This is a genomic window from Pseudomonas sp. R19M (assembly GCF_050312585.1).
In the GTDB taxonomy this organism is placed as follows: Bacteria; Pseudomonadota; Gammaproteobacteria; order Pseudomonadales; family Pseudomonadaceae; genus Aquipseudomonas; species Aquipseudomonas palleroniana.
Map to the genome: position 1 here is coordinate 35,844 of NZ_JBNPJV010000022.1, position 16,838 is coordinate 52,681.

The 16,838-nt window shown below is 61.2% G+C and carries 12 protein-coding genes; 5 read left to right on the forward strand and 7 right to left on the reverse strand.

The window, feature by feature from the left end; translation table 11 throughout:
* Positions 1 to 266: 266 nt before the first annotated feature.
* The gene (locus ACQRBT_RS03720) at positions 267 to 3,446 is read left to right on the forward strand and encodes a transglycosylase domain-containing protein (protein WP_412047595.1); all 3,180 of its coding nucleotides are present in this window, start codon (positions 267 to 269) and stop codon (positions 3,444 to 3,446) included.
* Here the strand turns inward: ACQRBT_RS03720 and ACQRBT_RS03725 are convergent.
* The 5 genes from ACQRBT_RS03725 to ACQRBT_RS03745 form a co-directional block, all read right to left on the reverse strand.
* Entirely contained in the window at positions 3,404 to 4,615 is a 1,212-nt protein-coding gene (locus tag ACQRBT_RS03725) for a hypothetical protein (RefSeq protein ID WP_412047596.1), read from the reverse strand. The two genes, ACQRBT_RS03720 and ACQRBT_RS03725, sit on opposite strands and share 43 nt — an antisense overlap.
* A 10-nt stretch (positions 4,616 to 4,625) precedes the next feature.
* Positions 4,626 to 5,114, reverse strand: a complete 489-nt coding sequence (locus ACQRBT_RS03730) for a CS1 type fimbrial major subunit (RefSeq protein WP_412047597.1) — start codon at positions 5,112 to 5,114, stop codon at positions 4,626 to 4,628.
* A gap of 19 nt (positions 5,115 to 5,133) precedes the next feature.
* On the reverse strand, positions 5,134 to 5,874 hold the full coding sequence (locus ACQRBT_RS03735) for a molecular chaperone (protein ID WP_412047598.1): 741 nt from the start codon (positions 5,872 to 5,874) through the stop codon (positions 5,134 to 5,136).
* A gap of 27 nt (positions 5,875 to 5,901) precedes the next feature.
* A complete protein-coding gene (locus ACQRBT_RS03740; RefSeq protein ID WP_412047599.1) occupies positions 5,902 to 8,424 on the reverse strand; it encodes a TcfC E-set like domain-containing protein in 2,523 nt (840 codons plus the stop codon).
* A gap of 119 nt (positions 8,425 to 8,543) precedes the next feature.
* Positions 8,544 to 9,044 (reverse strand): CS1 type fimbrial major subunit, encoded by a 501-nt coding sequence (locus ACQRBT_RS03745; protein ID WP_060754462.1) that lies wholly within the window; start codon positions 9,042 to 9,044, stop codon positions 8,544 to 8,546.
* A gap of 454 nt (positions 9,045 to 9,498) precedes the next feature.
* On the opposite strand from ACQRBT_RS03745, the gene ACQRBT_RS03750 reads away from it, so the two are divergent.
* The gene (locus ACQRBT_RS03750) at positions 9,499 to 10,041 is read left to right on the forward strand and encodes a PadR family transcriptional regulator (protein WP_060754463.1); all 543 of its coding nucleotides are present in this window, start codon (positions 9,499 to 9,501) and stop codon (positions 10,039 to 10,041) included.
* Positions 10,038 to 10,805, forward strand: coding sequence for a siderophore-interacting protein (locus tag ACQRBT_RS03755; protein WP_161548192.1), 768 nt, complete (start codon positions 10,038 to 10,040; stop codon positions 10,803 to 10,805). Before ACQRBT_RS03750 ends, ACQRBT_RS03755 begins: the two co-directional genes overlap by 4 nt.
* A gap of 1 nt (position 10,806) precedes the next feature.
* Here ACQRBT_RS03755 and ACQRBT_RS03760 read toward each other — a convergent pair whose 3' ends face one another.
* Together ACQRBT_RS03760 and ACQRBT_RS03765 are read right to left on the reverse strand one after the other, a co-directional pair.
* The gene (locus tag ACQRBT_RS03760; RefSeq protein ID WP_244384202.1) at positions 10,807 to 11,430 is read right to left on the reverse strand and encodes a Pr6Pr family membrane protein; all 624 of its coding nucleotides are present in this window, start codon (positions 11,428 to 11,430) and stop codon (positions 10,807 to 10,809) included.
* A gap of 4 nt (positions 11,431 to 11,434) precedes the next feature.
* Positions 11,435 to 11,668 carry a VF530 family DNA-binding protein gene (locus tag ACQRBT_RS03765; RefSeq protein WP_060754466.1) on the reverse strand — a complete coding sequence of 78 codons (234 nt, stop codon included), beginning with the start codon at positions 11,666 to 11,668 and terminating at the stop codon, positions 11,435 to 11,437.
* Positions 11,669 to 11,881: 213 nt separating this feature from the next.
* On the opposite strand from ACQRBT_RS03765, the gene ACQRBT_RS03770 reads away from it, so the two are divergent.
* Positions 11,882 to 13,900 (forward strand): TonB-dependent receptor, encoded by a 2,019-nt coding sequence (locus ACQRBT_RS03770; RefSeq protein ID WP_412047600.1) that lies wholly within the window; start codon positions 11,882 to 11,884, stop codon positions 13,898 to 13,900.
* 438 nt (positions 13,901 to 14,338) lie between these two features.
* Positions 14,339 to 16,756, forward strand: coding sequence for a glucose/quinate/shikimate family membrane-bound PQQ-dependent dehydrogenase (locus ACQRBT_RS03775; protein ID WP_161548195.1), 2,418 nt, complete (start codon positions 14,339 to 14,341; stop codon positions 16,754 to 16,756).
* Positions 16,757 to 16,838: the final 82 nt, after the last annotated feature.

Below are 16,838 nucleotides of genomic sequence, written 5' to 3' on the forward strand. Positions count from 1 at the left end.
CAAGACGATGGGCCGTGCAGTATAAAAAGCCTCGACCAGTGCCTTTCACTGTAAAAGCCAGTCAATTTAGTGGAAGCGCCCACAATAATGCAATTTCACAGGCGCATATGACCTATACCCGGCGACCAATCGCCGCAGCTGCCGTCGTTCACTCAAGGGCGGATTCAGACGCTTCCCACGCAAAAAACACAATTTCCTCACATCAAGCCCACACCGTCTAAGCTTCAAACAAGTCCGATCAATCTGCGTGAATGGATCAATCGACTATGGGCGCACTATGGCAAACCGAATCGACCAAGGCTGCGAAACTACAAGGCAGTTCGGAACCAGCGCCTTTACCCCAAAATAAACCCAGGCCCCGCTACGGGCGCCGGCTGTTCTGGCTGATCGTGCTGATGGCGTTGCTGGCCCTGGGCTTTGCCGCCGCCAGAGAGATGCGCACTTCACGCCTGCAAGCCGAGCAATTGAGCAGGCTGGCCAACCAACTGACCTACCGGCTGGCCGACGGTCCCAGTGATGCCATCGTGTACCCAGGCCCCGGACCGTTTGATCGACGCCTGGGCTACAGCGACCTCGACGACTTCCTGGCCCGCTTGCTCAAACGCGGTTACGTCGTGCAATCCCAGACGCGCTTCTCCCCTCAATTGATGGATTACACCCGCCAGGGGCTGTTCGTGCCCTACGCGGAAAAAATCCAGGCCGGTTTGTCGCTCACCGATTGCCAGGCGCTGCCGCTGTACCAATACACCTACCCGCAACAGCTCTACGCCAGCTTCGCCGCCATTCCGCCGCTGGTAGTCAACAGCCTGCTGTTTATCGAAAACCGCGACCTGCTCGACCCCGCCGCCCCACAGGCCAACCCCGCCGTCGACTGGCCGCGCTTTGCCAAGGCGGCCTGGTCGCAAGTGGCCAAGACCCTGCACCTGCCCGGCCAGAGTGCCGGCGGCAGTACCCTGGCGACCCAGTTGGAAAAGTACCGGCACTCCCCGGACGGCCTGACCCTTTCCGGCGCGGAGAAACTGCGGCAGATGTTTTCCGCCGGCGTACGGGCTTACCAGGCGGGGCCGGACACCGCGATCGCACGGCAGAATATCGTGCGCGACTATCTCAATAGCGTGCCGCTGTCGGCCGTGCCGGGGCACGGTGAGGTGCACGGCCTGGCCGAAGGTTTGCGGGTGTGGTTCGGTGCCGATTTCAACCAGGTCAACCAGGCGCTGGTGGGCAATGACCTGCGAGCCAAAGCGCTGGCCTTGCGCGAGGTGCTGGCGTTGATCATCGCCCAGCGCCGCCCTTCACATTACCTGGTCAAGGGGCGTGACGAACTGGCGCAACTCACCGACAGCCATCTGCGATTGCTGGCCCAGAACGGCGTGATCGACGCACCCTTGCTCAACGCGGCCCTTGGCGCCACGCTCAGCTATCGCGACTGGGTGCAACAACCCACGGTGCAACCGATTGAAACCAACAAGGGCATCAGCGTCGCACGCAGCCGGGTTGCCGCGTTGCTCAATCGCCCGCTGTACGACCTCGACCGCCTGGACCTGTCGGCGACCAGTACCTTGCAAGGCACCCTGCAGACCCAGGTCAGCGATTACCTCAAGCACTTGGCCGACCCTGACTATGCGCGCCAGCTCGGCCTGCTCGGCGAACGCCTGCTGACCGCCGCCAGCACGCCTCAAGTCCGCTACAGCTTTACCCTGTTCGAGCTGACCCCGGACGGTTCGCGGGTCAGGGTACAGACCGATAACACCGACCAGCCGTTTGATATCAATGAAGGCAGCAAGCTGGAGTTGGGCTCCACGGCCAAGCTGCGGGTGCTCACCACCTACTTGCAAATCATCAGTGAGCTGCACGACCAATACGCGGCGCAATCGCCCGCCGCGTTGAAAAAAGTGCCGATCAACGATCAGGACCGCCTCAGCCGGTGGGCCATCGACTACCTGATCCAGACCCCGGACAAAAGCCTGGAAAAAATGCTCGACGCCGCCCTTGACCGCACCTACTCGGCCAACCCGGCAGAAGGTTTTTTCACCGGGGGCGGCCTGCATCACTTCCATAATTTTCGCAGCCAGGACAATGGCCGTAGCCCCACCCTGCGCGACGCCTTGCGCGAATCGATCAACCTGCCGTTCATTCGCCTGATGCGCGATATCGTGCGCTACACCACCTACGCAGGTCCCAACAACAGCGCGCAGTTGCTCAAGGACGACAACGACCCTCGGCGCCAGGAATACCTGGCCAGATTCGCCGACCGCGAAGGCACCGCGTTCCTGCTCAGGTTCTGGAAGAAGTACCAGAAAAAAGACACCCAGGCCCGCCTCGATACGTTCCTCGACAGTGTCCGTGCGACGCCGATCCGCCTGTCGGCGGTGCATCGTTACCTGCTGCCCGACGCGAGCCAGGAAAGCTTCAACCGCTTCGTGCGCTCGCACCTGGCCGGCAGCAAGGACGCCGGCAAGCTCAGTGACGAGCGCCTGGCCAAGCTCTATCAGGACTACCGCCCCGGCAGCTATGACTTGCCTGACCAAGGCTTCATCGCCAAGGTCCATCCGCTGGACCTGTGGCTGCTCGGCTACCTGCTCAACCATCCCGACGCGACCTTCGGCGAGGCCGTGAAAGCCAGCCAGTTCGAGCGCCAGGAAGTCTACAGCTGGCTGTTCAAGAGCCGCCATCAAAGCGCCCGCGACAGCCGCATTCGCACCATGCTGGAGATCGAGGCGTTTCTCGATATCCATCAGCGCTGGCAGGCGGTCGGCTATCCCTTCGATCACTTGGTGCCCTCCTTGGCAACCGCCATCGGCAGCTCCGGTGACCGACCTGCGGCGCTGGCGGAACTGATGGGCATCATCCTCAACGACGGCGTGCGCTCCAAGGTGCTGCGCATCGACAGCCTGCACTTTGGCGCCGACACGCCCTATGAAACCCGCCTGATCAACGACCCCGCGCCCGGCAAGCGGGTCATGCCGGTGGCGGTGGCGCAAGCCCTGCGCGGCGCGCTGTCCCAGGTCGTGGATGCGGGGACGGCAAAACGCGTCTCCGGCAGTTTCAAACTGGCCGACGGCACTCCGCTGGCCATGGGCGGCAAGACCGGTACCGGCGACAACCGCATCGAAGCCATCGGCGCCGGCGGCCGGGTGATCAGCTCCAAGTCGATCAACCGCACCGCGACCTTCGTGTTTTACCTGGGCGACAGCCATTTCGGCACGCTCACCGCCTTCGTCCCTGGCCGCTCGGCGGAACACTTCACCTTCACTTCGGCCTTGCCGGTGCAGGTGCTCAAAGGCATGGCGCCGATCCTGATGCCGTACCTGCAACCGGGTAGCCATACCCAATGCGTGCCGGCCGCGGAAAACCGCCAGGCCAAAGGCGAAGCCGGCGCAAGGACATGGGGCTCGGCAAGCGCCTACAACCCCGAGTCCCACACGACAGTGGCCGTGCCTGAGTAGGCACTGCCACCCCCGTGATCGAGCATCTGCGACACGCTGTCCGCCTTGATCTCAAAGTGCAGGGTGCTGGGCTTGCGGTCGATGTACCGCGTCGGCTGGAATAAATGGGTGCCCACACCGTCCAGGCGCAAAGGCAGCCGGTTGACCGGGCGCCCGACGCTGTCGTTCAACCCGACGGGCAACGTGACGGCGACGTCCAGCGGGACCTGATCGCCAGCGGCGTTGCGCATACTGCAGGTATTGCCCATAGGCTCGCCGCATTCCAGGGTCATCTTGAATGGCGAGCTGGCCCACAGGTTGACGGTCTGGTCGCGGAACAGGCGCGTGGGTTTGCGTCCGTTCTTCAACCAGGCCTGCCAGCCCTCCTGGGGTTCAAGTTGCACGCGATTGCCACCCGGCGGCACCTCGACCTTGAGGTGATGGTCCACGTCCAGGATGAAGTTGAAGGTCAGTTGGTTGTCGTTGGGCTCCATGATGTCACCGAAATCGAAATCCGCCCGAGGCCCCACGCTGTAGGTGATGCTGCCGGTGTACACACCGCTGTCCATGGTCAGCGGGTTCGGAGTGCTGAGTTCGTAGGAGTACTCGAACACCGGGTAGCGGATGTCCGGGATATCCTTGATCGCAGCCATGTCACAGGCGCCGACGTTGAGCGGCGTGATCCAGGACCACAAGAAAAACGTATTGTTACCCGTGCCATAGTTGGTCCCCAGACAAGGTGCAGGGGCATATTTCCAGCCAATGGCGCCCCTGGCCCAGACCGTTTGGCCCACACCTCCATACAAATCGAAACGACCACCGATACCCGCGATGCGCATCCTCACCGTTTCGGACGCGCCGGTGACTGCATGACTGACGATCACGTCGCGCCATTCGCTGGGCACCTTGAACATCGCACCTTTGCGCGGGTCGGTATGGCCGCCCTGGATCGGTACGCTGGATGAGAAGCTCAGGTCGCTGGTACGGATGCTGAAAATCCCCAAGGCCTTGCAGCGCTCAGGGATGTGCCAGGGGCAAATTCCGCTCTCGGGCGTGGTGTTGACGAAACGGTTGAGCAAGGGGTTGGACGGGTCCGGGCGAAATACCGCCGTGATGTCCTGTGTCAGAGCCTGCGCGGCCATCGGTAACAGCAACGCCAGCGCGCACACGGCGCGGATAATCAACTTCATGAAAGAGGCCTCATGAGCCCGGCGCAGTGGCGTCGAACACCACCCGTACCGTGCCGTAGTAATTGCCGGGAAGGTAGTCGTCGGCGGGTTTGATCGCGACGATTTCCAGCGGGACGCGCGTGCCGGGCTTGGCATCAAGGGTGGACACCACTTCGCTGCGGTCCAGGCTCAACGCCTGCCGGTTGAAACTCACGCGCAGATCGATACGGTCGCTGCCGTTGTACAGAAACGGCTGTTCCTCAAGCCGCGCGCCGATGGCACCGCCGGTGTTTTTTACATCGAACAGCGCGCGCAACGGGCTCAACTGCGACGACACCGGGTTGTAGTCCAGGCGTTGTTCACGGTGGAACAACTGCGGGTCGACCGGCAGCACATAAAAGTCCGGCGTGGGGATCTCGACGAACACGTCGAAGGTCTCCCGCTCGAGCGCCGCCCGGCTGTGGGTGGCGGTCAGCAGGCCGACGATGGAGACAGCGGCGCAGGTCAGTAACTTGAGCATTTTTTGCCTCGGCACGGGATCAACCCTTGATCTCAACGGTTTTCTTCGCGGAGCCTTCGATCAGGTTGAAGCGGTATTCGCGCCCCGCTTCCTTGTCGAAGCTGAAACTGCGACCGGCCATGATGTGGTGCTTGACGGTGGGCCGGCAGTCACGCGGGTCGTCGACCCGGCAGTCCTTGAATTCATCCACCACCACGACGCTGTTGCCGTTGTTGCGCAGGGCGTAGCGCCTGGCGGCGTTATCGGCCTGGGTGTCGAAACGCGTGTTTTTCGGGCGCACGAAAAACACCGTGCCGTAGCCTGCGAGCACCCGCACACCGGCGGCGAGGTTGTCTTTGTATTCGGCGCGCTCTTCATCGGTAAGGGCGAATTCATCTTCGCTCTGTGGCACTACGGGCACGAAGCGCACGCGGAAATATCGCTCCTTGTCGCGGTTGCCAATGAACAGCAAGCGCGTACCCTGGGTACCGTTGGCCGGCACGATCAGGCGCGCCGGGCTGGCCATCAGGCCGTCACGGGCGGTGCCGCCGGCGTGGTCCTGCAACGGCACTTCCCGGTAGCTGCCATCGGCGGCGTAGATCATCTCGAGAATGTTGACCTTGACGAAAGCCGTGGAGGTACCGCCGTTGAACACGCGCTTCATATAGGTACTTTTTTCCGCATCCAGGTAGTCGTAGACCACCCCGACATTGATCTGCGGGCCGGCGTGGCTGCTCAGCGAAAACAGCGTGGCGCCTAACAGCATGCAAAAACGTTTCATTGCTTGAACCTCAACGGATAAAGGGTTTCAACCGGCGGTTTGCGTGCCATGCACCACATCGGCCAGGGTGTCCGGCGTACAGCTGAGGTCGCCGATCATCAGCACGTCGCCTTCGCGGCGGGCAGTGCCTGGGTCCACGCGGAACTGGCAGAGCAATTGATTGGCAAAGCTCACTTGCAGGGTGGGTGTACCGGCGTGCATTTCCAGGGAGAAGAACCCGTCCACTTCGCTGACCCCACGGCTGGCGTGGTTGATCACGTGATGGCCCTTGAGCGGTTTACCCTGGGCATCGAGCAACCGTCCGAGCACGGTGACGGTTTGCATGACACTGATCTTGCGATAGTCCACACCCCCCTTGTTCAGGTGGTAGTTGCTGCGCGCCGGCTGGATAGCGGCGGCCGGCGGGTGGTTGCCTTCGAAGTCAAAGCTCAGGGTGCTGCTCTTGTAAGCCGTGATCGGCACAAAGTTGCGCCCGGGGCGCAAGGTGGCGCTGCCACCGGCCAGGTCATCGGCGCGCAGGGTGATGTCGTCGAGGTCGGTCTCGACATCCACGATCATCCCGGCCCCTCCGGTGTGGTACTGGCTGCTGAGCACCATGTTTTGCGCGCCTACGGCAACGGTGCTATTGAGGTTCAGGCCGCCGCTGAGCTTGTCGTTGAACGAGGAGCGCTGCAAGAATGCGTCGCCGTAGAGCGCTTCGGTCTGGAAGCTGCTGCGACCGGACAAGCCGACGCCATAGGTGTCCGCAGTCGCCGTGGCCGAGACGCTCTGCAGGAAGTGATCATCCAGACTGCGCTGGTAGGTCAGCGAGCCATTGTTGTCGCGGCCGCCATCGCGCGCAGTGCGTGTGCCGAGGCTGGCCGACCATTGCTCGCCTGGGCCGCCAAGGGCGAGGCTGACGCTGATGTCGACACCCCGGTTACGCTTGTCGCCGGTACTGGCCGTGGCCGGGCGATCGAACACCGAAACACGCCAACTGGCATCGCTGCCCAACACCGTACCGCGCTGGTTCCAGCCCAGGTCCAGGCCGAGACCTTCGATGTTGCCCTGGCTGTAGGAGAGCCGGGAGTTGATCGAACTCTTGTTGCTCAGGCGATGGTTGATCGACAACGACGAATTGCTGGCCTGCCCGACGAAGGTGCTGCGCGGCCGCACACGCGTGCCGTCGGGCAAGGTTTCATAGGTGCGGCGCGTGTCGAGCCAGCTGCGGTTGTGGCTGGCCACGAGGCTGCCATGGCCGTAGCTGTACAGGCCCTGGATATCCAGGCCGGTGCCGTGATCCTGGGTCTGGTAGACATTGGCATATACGCTGGTGGCGTTGGCCAGGGTCCAGTCGACCGACACACCATTTTGCAGCTTCTCGCGCACCTTGCGCGTCGACAAACCCAGGATGACCCGGGGATGGGCCAGGTAGTTGGCGCTGGCACCATAGGTCATGAAGCCGCTGGCCTGTTCGTCCCAGTTGCTCAGCAGTTTGCTCTCGCGCCCGAGGAAGCTGCTGTAACGCCAGCGCTCGTCGGCGTTGCGCCAGTTGTTGGGTTTGTAGACCAGTTCCTGGGTGGTGGAGGTGGTGCGGCCGTCTTCGACCAGGCGCACTTCCACCTCGTAGATACCGCCGGGGAGTGGCCGAGTGTCGAGGGTCTGCAACCCGGCTGCCACGGCCTGGCTGTTAAGCAGCAAGCCGTTGCGGTAGATCTCCACCGAAGCCTGGCGGCTGGCGGTGACATAGATCGGGTACACGCTGGGCTTGGGGTTGTTGATCAGCAGGCTGTCGGAGCTGCCATACATCACGCCCACGGCGGTGTCGGGGTTGGCGCCGAACGCACGTATCTGTCGGGTCAGACCGTCGGAGCCTGGAGTGAAATAACCCAGGCGCAGGAATTGGCCTTGCAGTTCGCGCTGGCTATAAAGCTCGTGTACAGCGTGGTAAAGGGTGGTGTCGGTGCCGCCGAGGCGTGACAACTGCAGGTTCAACGCCTGGGTCCAGTTGCCGATGCTGGAGCTGGCCTCCAGGCCATAGCGCCCGCCGAGTTGCTCCTCGGCGCCACCGTTGAGGTTGAGTTGATTATTCAAGATCAAGCCCACGCTGCCCGTTTCAGGCTGATCGTAATACCGTTTGACTTCGGCATTACGCTCGACATTTTCGGTGAGGATCGAGACCAACGAATTTTCAATACTGTAGTGCACCGCCAATAATTGCGACGGGCAACTTCGCTCACAACTTCCCAGGGGCATGCCCTGTTGCAGGAGTTGCTGCCACTTATCGCGTTCACCGGCTGAAAACTGACTGTCGGCAACATCGCCGAACGCCAGTAACGTGATGCGATCATCCCGCCCCAGCACGATCATCGCCTCGCCGAGAAACTGTTGATCGAGTTCGACGCGCACGGCCAGCGGCACATCGAAGAAGTGTTGTTCGAAATCACTGGGCAACTCCTTGGATTGCGACAACAGGCTGCGCGGCGTGGTGCCAGGCGCTGAGGGCGCTGCCAGTGCGCTGGCGCACAGCGATAGCGCCAGGGCGCCCGCGATAGGCGTCATCGGAAACATGCACGGAATACTCACTTTTACGGACAGCCGAAGCTGTCAAACGGGGCGGCGGCCAGGACAGGCCACCGCCCCTTCATCAACGCCTGGCGCTCAACCAGGCGCTCCACGACACGGCGGCGTTACAGTGCCGGCGCGCGCGGCACAGCGTCGAAGATCACGGTGTAGTTGGCGGTGTACAGGCCGTTCTGGTTGTCCGCCGGTTTGGCCGGAGTAATCACCAGGTCAGCCTGGGTGCCTGGGGTGGATTGCGGGTCATCCACCACTTCTTGCGGTGAGGCGGTCAGCACGACGCCGTTGAAGGTGTTGGTCAGCGCAATACTGTTGCTGCCGTTGTACAGCGCGGCTGCCGTAGGGCCACCTTCAATGTAGGCGTGCACGGAGCCATCGGTATGTTTGACGCTGAAGGTTGCGCGCAGCGAGCTCAGCTCACCGCTGACGGGGTTGTAGCTCATGACTTCGTCTTTACCGAAGTTGGGGTCCAGCGGCTGGGCGTGGAACTGCTTGGTGGGAATGTCCGCCTTGATCTGGATGGAAGTGCGCGCATCATCCGCGGCAAACGCCAGGGACGAACCCAGTACAGCGGCAACCAGTGGCGAGGCAATGGCGATTTTTTTCAACATGACTGAATACCTGTTTTCTAACGTAAAGGAGTTGGCGTTACAGAACGCGCTTTAGCGTTTCCAATAACGTGCATTGACAACTTCGCAAGTTTCAACGCGACACAAGTATCCCGTGAGTTTTCCAACACGTAAGCAGGTGGTTTCCTTGTACTGGGTAGCCGGACAACGATCAAGTCAATAGGAAAAATATAGCACTTTGCCAAAACTTATTAATTAGCTGTAAGAAGAAAACTACGCACAATTAAACGAAATATTTTATTGGCGGATCATTCCGTCAGAACGATATTACAACCCGTCATTTATACAACTAACAAAGTTCTTTCCGGATATGAATTCACCGTGCTGCCACGCGTAAACACAGCGACAGCGATAGATGAGCCATTCGTCCGAAGGGCTTGCGTTCGCCTTAAGATATATCTTACGTTATATCTAACCAAAACGGAGAGCCAAGCACATGAGAGAGCATCACCCCCACCATCCCCATCATCACGACGGCTTTGAAAAACGCCCGGGACGCGAACGCGGCGGCCGAGGCCCTCGGGTATTTGCACCCGGAGACCTGAAATTGCTGCTGCCGGCGCTGATCGCTGAGCAGCCGTGCCATGGCTACGACCTGATCCGCCAGATAGAAAGCCTGTTCGATGGCACCTACAGCCCCAGCCCTGGTGTGATTTACCCGACCCTGACCTTTCTGGAAGAGAGCGAACTGATCACCGGCGATACCGAAGGCGGAAAAAAACGCTACACAATCACCGACGCCGGTCGTCTCTTCTTAAGCGAGCAAGCCGTTGCCCTGGAGGGTGTACGCATGCGTCTCGACGTCAGCAAACGTTCGCTGCGTGGTCACGACCGCCCGCCGGAAATCCACGAAGCGGTACACAACCTGCGCCATGCCTTGCATTCGCACCACGGGCGCTGGAGCCCGGAAGAAATCGTTCGTGTCGCGGCGCTGCTCAACGGCACCGCTCAAGCCATTGCCGACGGGAAAGCTCAATGAATACTCAAGCCATCCATCGCGTTACCCATGAAATCAAACGTCGCCGCCTGCAAGTGTTGAGGGTGGTGGATATCACCCCGCGCATGCGCCGCATCACCCTGGGCGGCCCTGAGCTTGCGGGTTTTGTCAGCCTGGGCAGTGACGATCACATCAAACTGCTGTTCCCACAGAACGCCGCCGAACAGGCAGCACTGGAGAGCCCGACCTTCACGATCAAGGGCGACGGCCCGCAGCCCGCCATGCGCGACTACACGCCACGGCGCTTCGACCTGAGCATCGGCGAGCTGGACATCGACTTTGTCCTGCACGGTGACGGCCCTGCCTCGACGTGGGCAGAGCAGGCGCAGGTCGGCCAGCACCTCTATATCGGTGGGCCTCGGGGCTCGATGATCGTGCCGGATATGTTCGACAGCTACCTGTTGATCGGCGATGAAACCGCCCTGCCCGCCATCGCCCGCCGCCTGGAAGAACTGCCGGCCGGGCGCCAGGTATTGGCGGTGATCGAGATCGCCAACGCGGCGGAACGGCAACCCCTCGAAAGTGCTGCCGACGTGAAAGTGATCTGGGTGATCCGTGGCCAGGATGACCTGCTGGAAACCGTACGCACGCTGACGCTGCCGAGTGGTTCGCTGTACAGCTTCGTGGCGACCGAAAGCAAACTGTCGCGCCAGGTGCGTCGTGTATTGCTGGACACGCACCGGGTCAATGAAGAATTCCTCAAGGCCGTAGGCTACTGGCGTGCCGACGGTAGCGACGAGGAGTGAATCAGGCGTGGGGCTTGATGAGTCTGTCCAGCCCCACCACCGCCAGCGCGATCGCGACAAACCCCGCCAGAATCCCCCCGGCATTCACAAACACTTGTGGATAACCCAGGGTGCCGACATCGATGAACGGGTACTGATACTGCCCGAGCAAAGCGCCCCGCAGCAGCACATAGCCGAAGTACACCAGTGGGTAGATCACCCAGGCGCCGATATGCCCGAGGCGCAAATGGCCCTTGGGCACACACCGCCACCAATAGATCAAAAACAGCACCGGCATCACGTCATGCAGCAGTTCATCGGCGATGAATTGAAAGCCTGCAGGGCTCCACAAATGCCGCAGCAACAGGTTGTAGGCCAGGCTGACCACGATGATGCTCACAGCGATCCCACTGCTGACCGTAGGCGCCAGGAAAAACCGCCTGGCCGCTGAATCCCGGTTGACCAGCGCATAGCTCAGCACCACGACCACCAGAGTATTGGTCAGTACCGTGAAGAAACTGAAAAAGTTGATCAACCCGCCCAACAGGCTGGCATCGGTGAGCCAGCGCGAATAGAAAATCAGGTACTGCTGAATCGCCAACCCGACCCAACCGGCCAGTGCCGCCGTGGCCACAAAGCGCTTCATGGGATCAATCCAGCGGGCGTTTGGTGCGCATCAGCTTCACGTACAACCCTTCGACTTTCTCCCGCGCCCATGGGGTTTTGCGCAGGAACGTCAGGCTCGACTTGATACTCGGATCGCTCTTGAAACAGCGGATATCGATGCGTTCGGCCAGGCCCGCCCAATCGTAATGTGCCACCAGGGTGGTGAGGATATGTTGCAGAGTCACACCGTGGAGCGGGTCGTTGCTTGTCGCGGTCATGCCAGGCCTTTTGCAAAAAGAGAAAACACAGCCGCGCACCTTAGCCGACGAGGCGTACAGGTGGAAGCACTGCATTGAATATAGCCCTCGGAGAAAAGTTCCCGCTATCCAGCTGAAAAAGAGATGTTATATTGTAACGACAAATATCAAATGTAATGATCTCGATACCGTCTTGAACCTGCTCTTTTTCGCTGTTTTGCCAAGGAATGTCCGATGTCCCTCTTCCCTCTCTGGCGCTTGACCCCGCTCGCCGCCGCCTTGTTGATCTGCTCCGAAACCCACGCCCTGGAGCTGCAACCTCAAGTCATCACCGCCAACCCGCTGGGCAGCGAGCAACTCGCTTCGCCCACCACCGTGCTCGCAGGCGACGACCTGACCCTGCAACAAAAAGGCAGCCTGGGCGAAACCCTCAACAAGCAACCCGGTGTGTCGTCTTCGTACTTTGGCCCCGGCGCCAGCCGACCGATCATTCGTGGCCAGGATGGCGACCGCATTCGCATCCTGCGCAATGGCGTGGGCGCGCTGGATGCCTCGTCCCTGTCCTATGACCACGCCGTACCGCTGGACCCGATCAACGTTGATCGCATCGAGATCGTGCGCGGCCCAGCGGCGCTGCTGTACGGCGGCAGTGCCATCGGGGGCGTGGTCAACACGTTCGACAACCGCATCCCCACCGAGGCCATCGAAGGCATCCACGGTGCCGGTGAATTGCGCTACGGCGGCGCCGACACCACCCGCAGCAGCGCGGGCAAGCTGGAGGCCGGGAATGGCACCTTCGCCTTGCATCTGGATGCCAATGCGCGGGAATTCAACGACCTGAAAATCCCGGGTTATGCACGCAGCCGTCACGCCCCTGAAAGTGAAGACGGCCCTGGCAAAGATGGCCGTTTGGGCAACAGCAGCGGGCGCCAGGACGGCGGTGCGCTGGGTGGTTCCTACACCTGGGACGACGGTTATGCCGGCCTGTCCTACAGCAACTATGACAGCAACTACGGCTCGCCCGCCGAGCAGGACGTGCGTATCCGCATGAAGCAGGATCATTACGCCTTTGCCTCCGAGTTGCGCAACCTGCAAGGTCCGTTCAGTTCGGTGAAGGTCGACGCGGGGTATACCGACTACCAGCACCGGGAGATTGAAGGCGGCGAGACCGGCACCACCTTCAAGAACAAGGGCTATGAAGCGCGGGTCGAGGGCCGTCACCTGCCTATCGGTCCGTTCGAGGGTGTGGTCGGTGCCCAGGTGAGTCGCAACGAGTTCTCGGCCCTCGGCGAAGAAGCCTTCGTGCCACAGACCGACACCAACGCCGGCGCGCTGTTCATCCTCGAAGAAATGCAAGCCACCGAGCGCCTGAAACTCAGCCTCGGCGGGCGCCTGGAACACACCCACATCGACCCGGATGCCAAAGGCAACGCGCGTTTCGCCAATGCCGACCACTCCAATGACTTCAACGCGGGCAGCCTGTCATCAGGCGCGGTGTATAGCCTCACGCCGGTGTGGTCCCTGGCCGCCACGCTGGGCTACACCGAGCGCGCCCCGACATTCTACGAGCTGTACGCCAACGGCGCCCATGTCGCCACCGGCACTTACGAAGTGGGCGATGCCAACCTGTCGAAAGAAAAAGCCGTGTCCAGCGACCTGGCCCTGCGTTTTGACAACGGTACCCACAAGGGCAGCTTTGGCGTGTTCTACAGCCGCTTCTCCAACTACATCGGTTTGCTGGGCAGCGGTCGCACGCTGAACGATGAAGGTGAAGAAGACGCCGGCGGGATCCCTGAGTACAAATACTCCGGCGTACGCGCACGTTTCGCCGGCTTCGAAGCCCAGGATCACTGGAAGTTGGGCGAAGGTGCCTACGGCAAATTCGCGCTGGAACTGTCGGGCGATTACACCCGCGCCACCAACCTGGACACCGGCGAAGCCTTGCCACGCATCGCGCCGCTGCGTTTGAACAGCGGTTTGCTGTGGGAGCTGGACCGCTGGCAGGCACGCATCGATGTGGAACATGCAGCGGGTCAAGGGCGTGTGCCGGCTAACGAAAGCGGCACCGATGGCTATACCACCTTGGGCGCCAGCGCGGGTTACCGCTTCAATGTGGGCGGCAGCGAGTGGCTGGCGTTTGTGAACGGCGAAAACCTGACCAACCAGACCGTACGCTATGCCAGCTCGATTCTGCGTGATATCGCACCGGCTCCAGGGCGCAGTGTGCAATTCGGCATCCGCACCACCTTCTAAAACCACAGCCAAACCCTGTGAAAGGGGGCTTGCTCCCGATGACGCAGTTCCAGTCGTTGTAGCCAATGACTGAACCACCGCCATCAGCAGCCCCCTTTTTTCATCCTGTTTTTGCAGCGACATTTAGTCACTGTTACCAAAACTGAAACGATGCATCTTGCGATTCATGCTTTCTCTTGTTTCGCCGCCGCATTATCCTTGCCCGCAATAAACTGAAACGTTTCACGCCTGCGGTCGACCCCATCTTGCCGAATTTTTTCCTTTTTAAAGACAGCGCTGTCTTACCCCGACCTGCGCCTGGGAATAAATCACCCGCCTGTGGATAACCCCGCTGCACCCCAGAAAAACCAAAAACAACGATGAACCAAGCCCGCGCTGAATCGTCATCTACAGTGAAGCACGGGGTTACATAATTCCAACGTAACGGAGAAACACACTATGAGCACTGATGGTGCCTCAAGCCCAAGCCGCCTGCTGCCCAGGCTGCTAGGCGTCTTGCTGCTGATCATGGGCCTGGCCTTGCTGGCCGGTGGCGTCAAGCTGAGCATGCTCGGCGGGTCGCTGTACTACCTGCTGGCCGGTATCGGCATCGCCCTGACCGGCGTGCTGCTGCTGGCTACTCGCCGCGCTGCGCTGGGCCTGTACGCACTGGTGCTGTTCGCCAGCACCGTGTGGGCGCTCTGGGAAGTCGGCCTGGACTGGTGGCAATTGGTGCCGCGCCTGGCGCTGTTGTTCGCCTTGGGCATCGTCATGTTGCTCCCGTGGTTCCGTCGCCCGCTGCTGCGCGGCCAAGCGGCGCCGCTGGGCACTGGGGCACTGAGCGTGGCCGTGGTATTGGCCGGTGCAACGGCGCTGGCCAGCCAATTCACCAACCCGGGTGAAATGGTCAAGACCGGCCAACTGGACCGTGACGCCGTACCTGGCATGGCCAGCGCAGCGCCGAGCCAGGCCGACGGTGAATGGAACTCCTATGGCCGTTCGGCCTTCGGTGATCGTTACTCGCCACTGGCCCAGATCACCCCGGAAAACGCGCACAAGCTGGTGCCGGCCTGGACCTACCGTACCGGTGACATCCCCGGCCCTGGCGACCCCGGTGAAACCACCGCGGAAAACACCCCGCTGAAAGTCAACGGCATGCTCTATGTATGCACCCCGCACAGCCAGGTGATTGCCCTGGACCCGGACACCGGTAAGGAAATCTGGCGTTTCGACCCGAAGCTGAGCACCGAAGGTGCGGCAAACTTCAAAGGTTGGGCGCACATGACCTGCCGTGGCGTGTCGTATCACGATGACGCCGTGTACGCTTCCGAGCAGAGCCCTACCGGCAGCGCGAGCCCAGCGCCGGTCAGCGCCGTATGCCCGAAACGCATTTTCGTGCCGACTGCCGACACCCGCCTGATCGCCCTGAACGCCGACACCGGCAAGATGTGCGAAGACTTCGGTGACAAAGGCCAGGTCGACCTGCGTGCCAACATCGGCAGCTTCGCTCCAGGCGGTTACTACTCCACTTCGCCTCCGGCCGTGACCAAGAACCTGGTCGTGATCGGCGGTCACGTGACCGACAACGTCTCCACCGACGAGCCAAGCGGTGTGATCCGCGCGTTCGACGTACACACCGGCAAGCTGGTGTGGAACTGGGACAGCGGCAACCCGGACGACACCACCCCGTTGGCCGAAGGCAAAACCTACACGCGCAACTCGCCGAACATGTGGTCCATGTTCAGCGTCGATGAAAAGCTCGGCATGTTGTACCTGCCGATGGGCAACCAGATGCCCGACCAGTATGGTGGCGACCGCACACCGGCCTCTGAGAAATACAGCGCCGGCCTGACCGCACTGGATATCGACACCGGCCACGTGAAGTGGACCTTCCAGTTCACTCACCATGACCTGTGGGACATGGACGTGGGCGGCCAGCCAAGCCTGATCGACATCAAGACCGCCGACGGCGTCAAGCAAGCGGTAATGGCATCGACCAAGCAAGGCAGCATCTACGTGCTGGACCGCAGCAACGGCCAACCGGTAGTGCCGATCAATGAAATCCCTGTACCGCAAGGCGCAGTGGCCGGCGATCACACCTCCCCGACTCAACCGAAGTCCGACCTGAACTTCATGCCACCGCCGCTCAAAGAGCGCGACATGTGGGGTGTGACGCCGTTTGACCAACTGATCTGCCGGATCGATTTCAAGTCGATGCGCTACGACGGCCCATTCACGCCGCCATCGCTGCAAGGCTCGATCGTGTACCCCGGTAACTTCGGTGTGTTCGACTGGGGTGGTCTCTCCGTCGACCCGGTCCGCCAGATCGCATTCGTGAACCCGAGTTACATGGCGTTCAAATCGAAACTGATCCCGGCTGCCGACATCGCCAAGCAAGGCCCACGCGTCAGCGAAACCCAAGGCGTGCAGCCGAACAAAGGCGCACCGTATGGCGTGATCCTCGAAGCGCTGCTGTCGCCGATGGGCCTGCCGTGCCAGGCTCCGGCCTGGGGTTACGTGGCAGCGGTCGACCTGACCACCCACCAAACCATCTGGATGCATAAAAACGGCACCGTGCGCGACAGCTCGCCGGTTCCGGTCCCACTGACCATGGGCGTGCCAAGCCTGGGTGGTACGTTCACCACCGCCGGTGGCGTAGCGTTCCTCAGCGGCACCCTGGACCAGTACCTGCGTGCCTATGACGTGAAAAACGGCAAGCAACTGTGGGAAGGCCGCCTGCCTGCAGGCGCGCAAACCACACCGATGACCTACACCGGCAAGGACGGCAAGCAATACGTGCTGGTCATGGCTGGTGGTCACGGCTCCCTGGGCACCAAGCAGGGTGACTATGTGATGGCGTTCAAACTGCCGGACTAAGCAATCCCGGTAGCCTGTGAGAGGGGGCTTGCTCCCGATGGCGGTCTTTCAGCTGAATCTTTTTTGGCTGGCACATCGCTAT

Bases quoted from the DNA above. Each gene is read 5' to 3' on its own strand.
- ACQRBT_RS03760 (WP_244384202.1), bottom strand. From the start codon at position 11,430: ATGAAGCGCTTTGTGGCCACGGCGGCACTGGCCGGTTGGGTCGGGTTG.
- ACQRBT_RS03740 (WP_412047599.1), bottom strand. From the start codon at position 8,424: ATGTTTCCGATGACGCCTATCGCGGGCGCCCTGGCGCTATCGCTGTGC.
- ACQRBT_RS03750 (WP_060754463.1), top strand. From the start codon at position 9,499: ATGAGAGAGCATCACCCCCACCATCCCCATCATCACGACGGCTTTGAA.
- ACQRBT_RS03725 (WP_412047596.1), bottom strand. From the start codon at position 4,615: ATGAAGTTGATTATCCGCGCCGTGTGCGCGCTGGCGTTGCTGTTACCG.
- ACQRBT_RS03745 (WP_060754462.1), bottom strand. From the start codon at position 9,044: ATGTTGAAAAAAATCGCCATTGCCTCGCCACTGGTTGCCGCTGTACTG.
- ACQRBT_RS03765 (WP_060754466.1), bottom strand. From the start codon at position 11,668: ATGACCGCGACAAGCAACGACCCGCTCCACGGTGTGACTCTGCAACAT.
- ACQRBT_RS03720 (WP_412047595.1), top strand. From the start codon at position 267: ATGGGCGCACTATGGCAAACCGAATCGACCAAGGCTGCGAAACTACAA.
- ACQRBT_RS03735 (WP_412047598.1), bottom strand. From the start codon at position 5,874: ATGAAACGTTTTTGCATGCTGTTAGGCGCCACGCTGTTTTCGCTGAGC.
- ACQRBT_RS03755 (WP_161548192.1), top strand. From the start codon at position 10,038: ATGAATACTCAAGCCATCCATCGCGTTACCCATGAAATCAAACGTCGC.
- ACQRBT_RS03770 (WP_412047600.1), top strand. From the start codon at position 11,882: ATGTCCCTCTTCCCTCTCTGGCGCTTGACCCCGCTCGCCGCCGCCTTG.
- ACQRBT_RS03730 (WP_412047597.1), bottom strand. From the start codon at position 5,114: ATGCTCAAGTTACTGACCTGCGCCGCTGTCTCCATCGTCGGCCTGCTG.
- ACQRBT_RS03775 (WP_161548195.1), top strand. From the start codon at position 14,339: ATGAGCACTGATGGTGCCTCAAGCCCAAGCCGCCTGCTGCCCAGGCTG.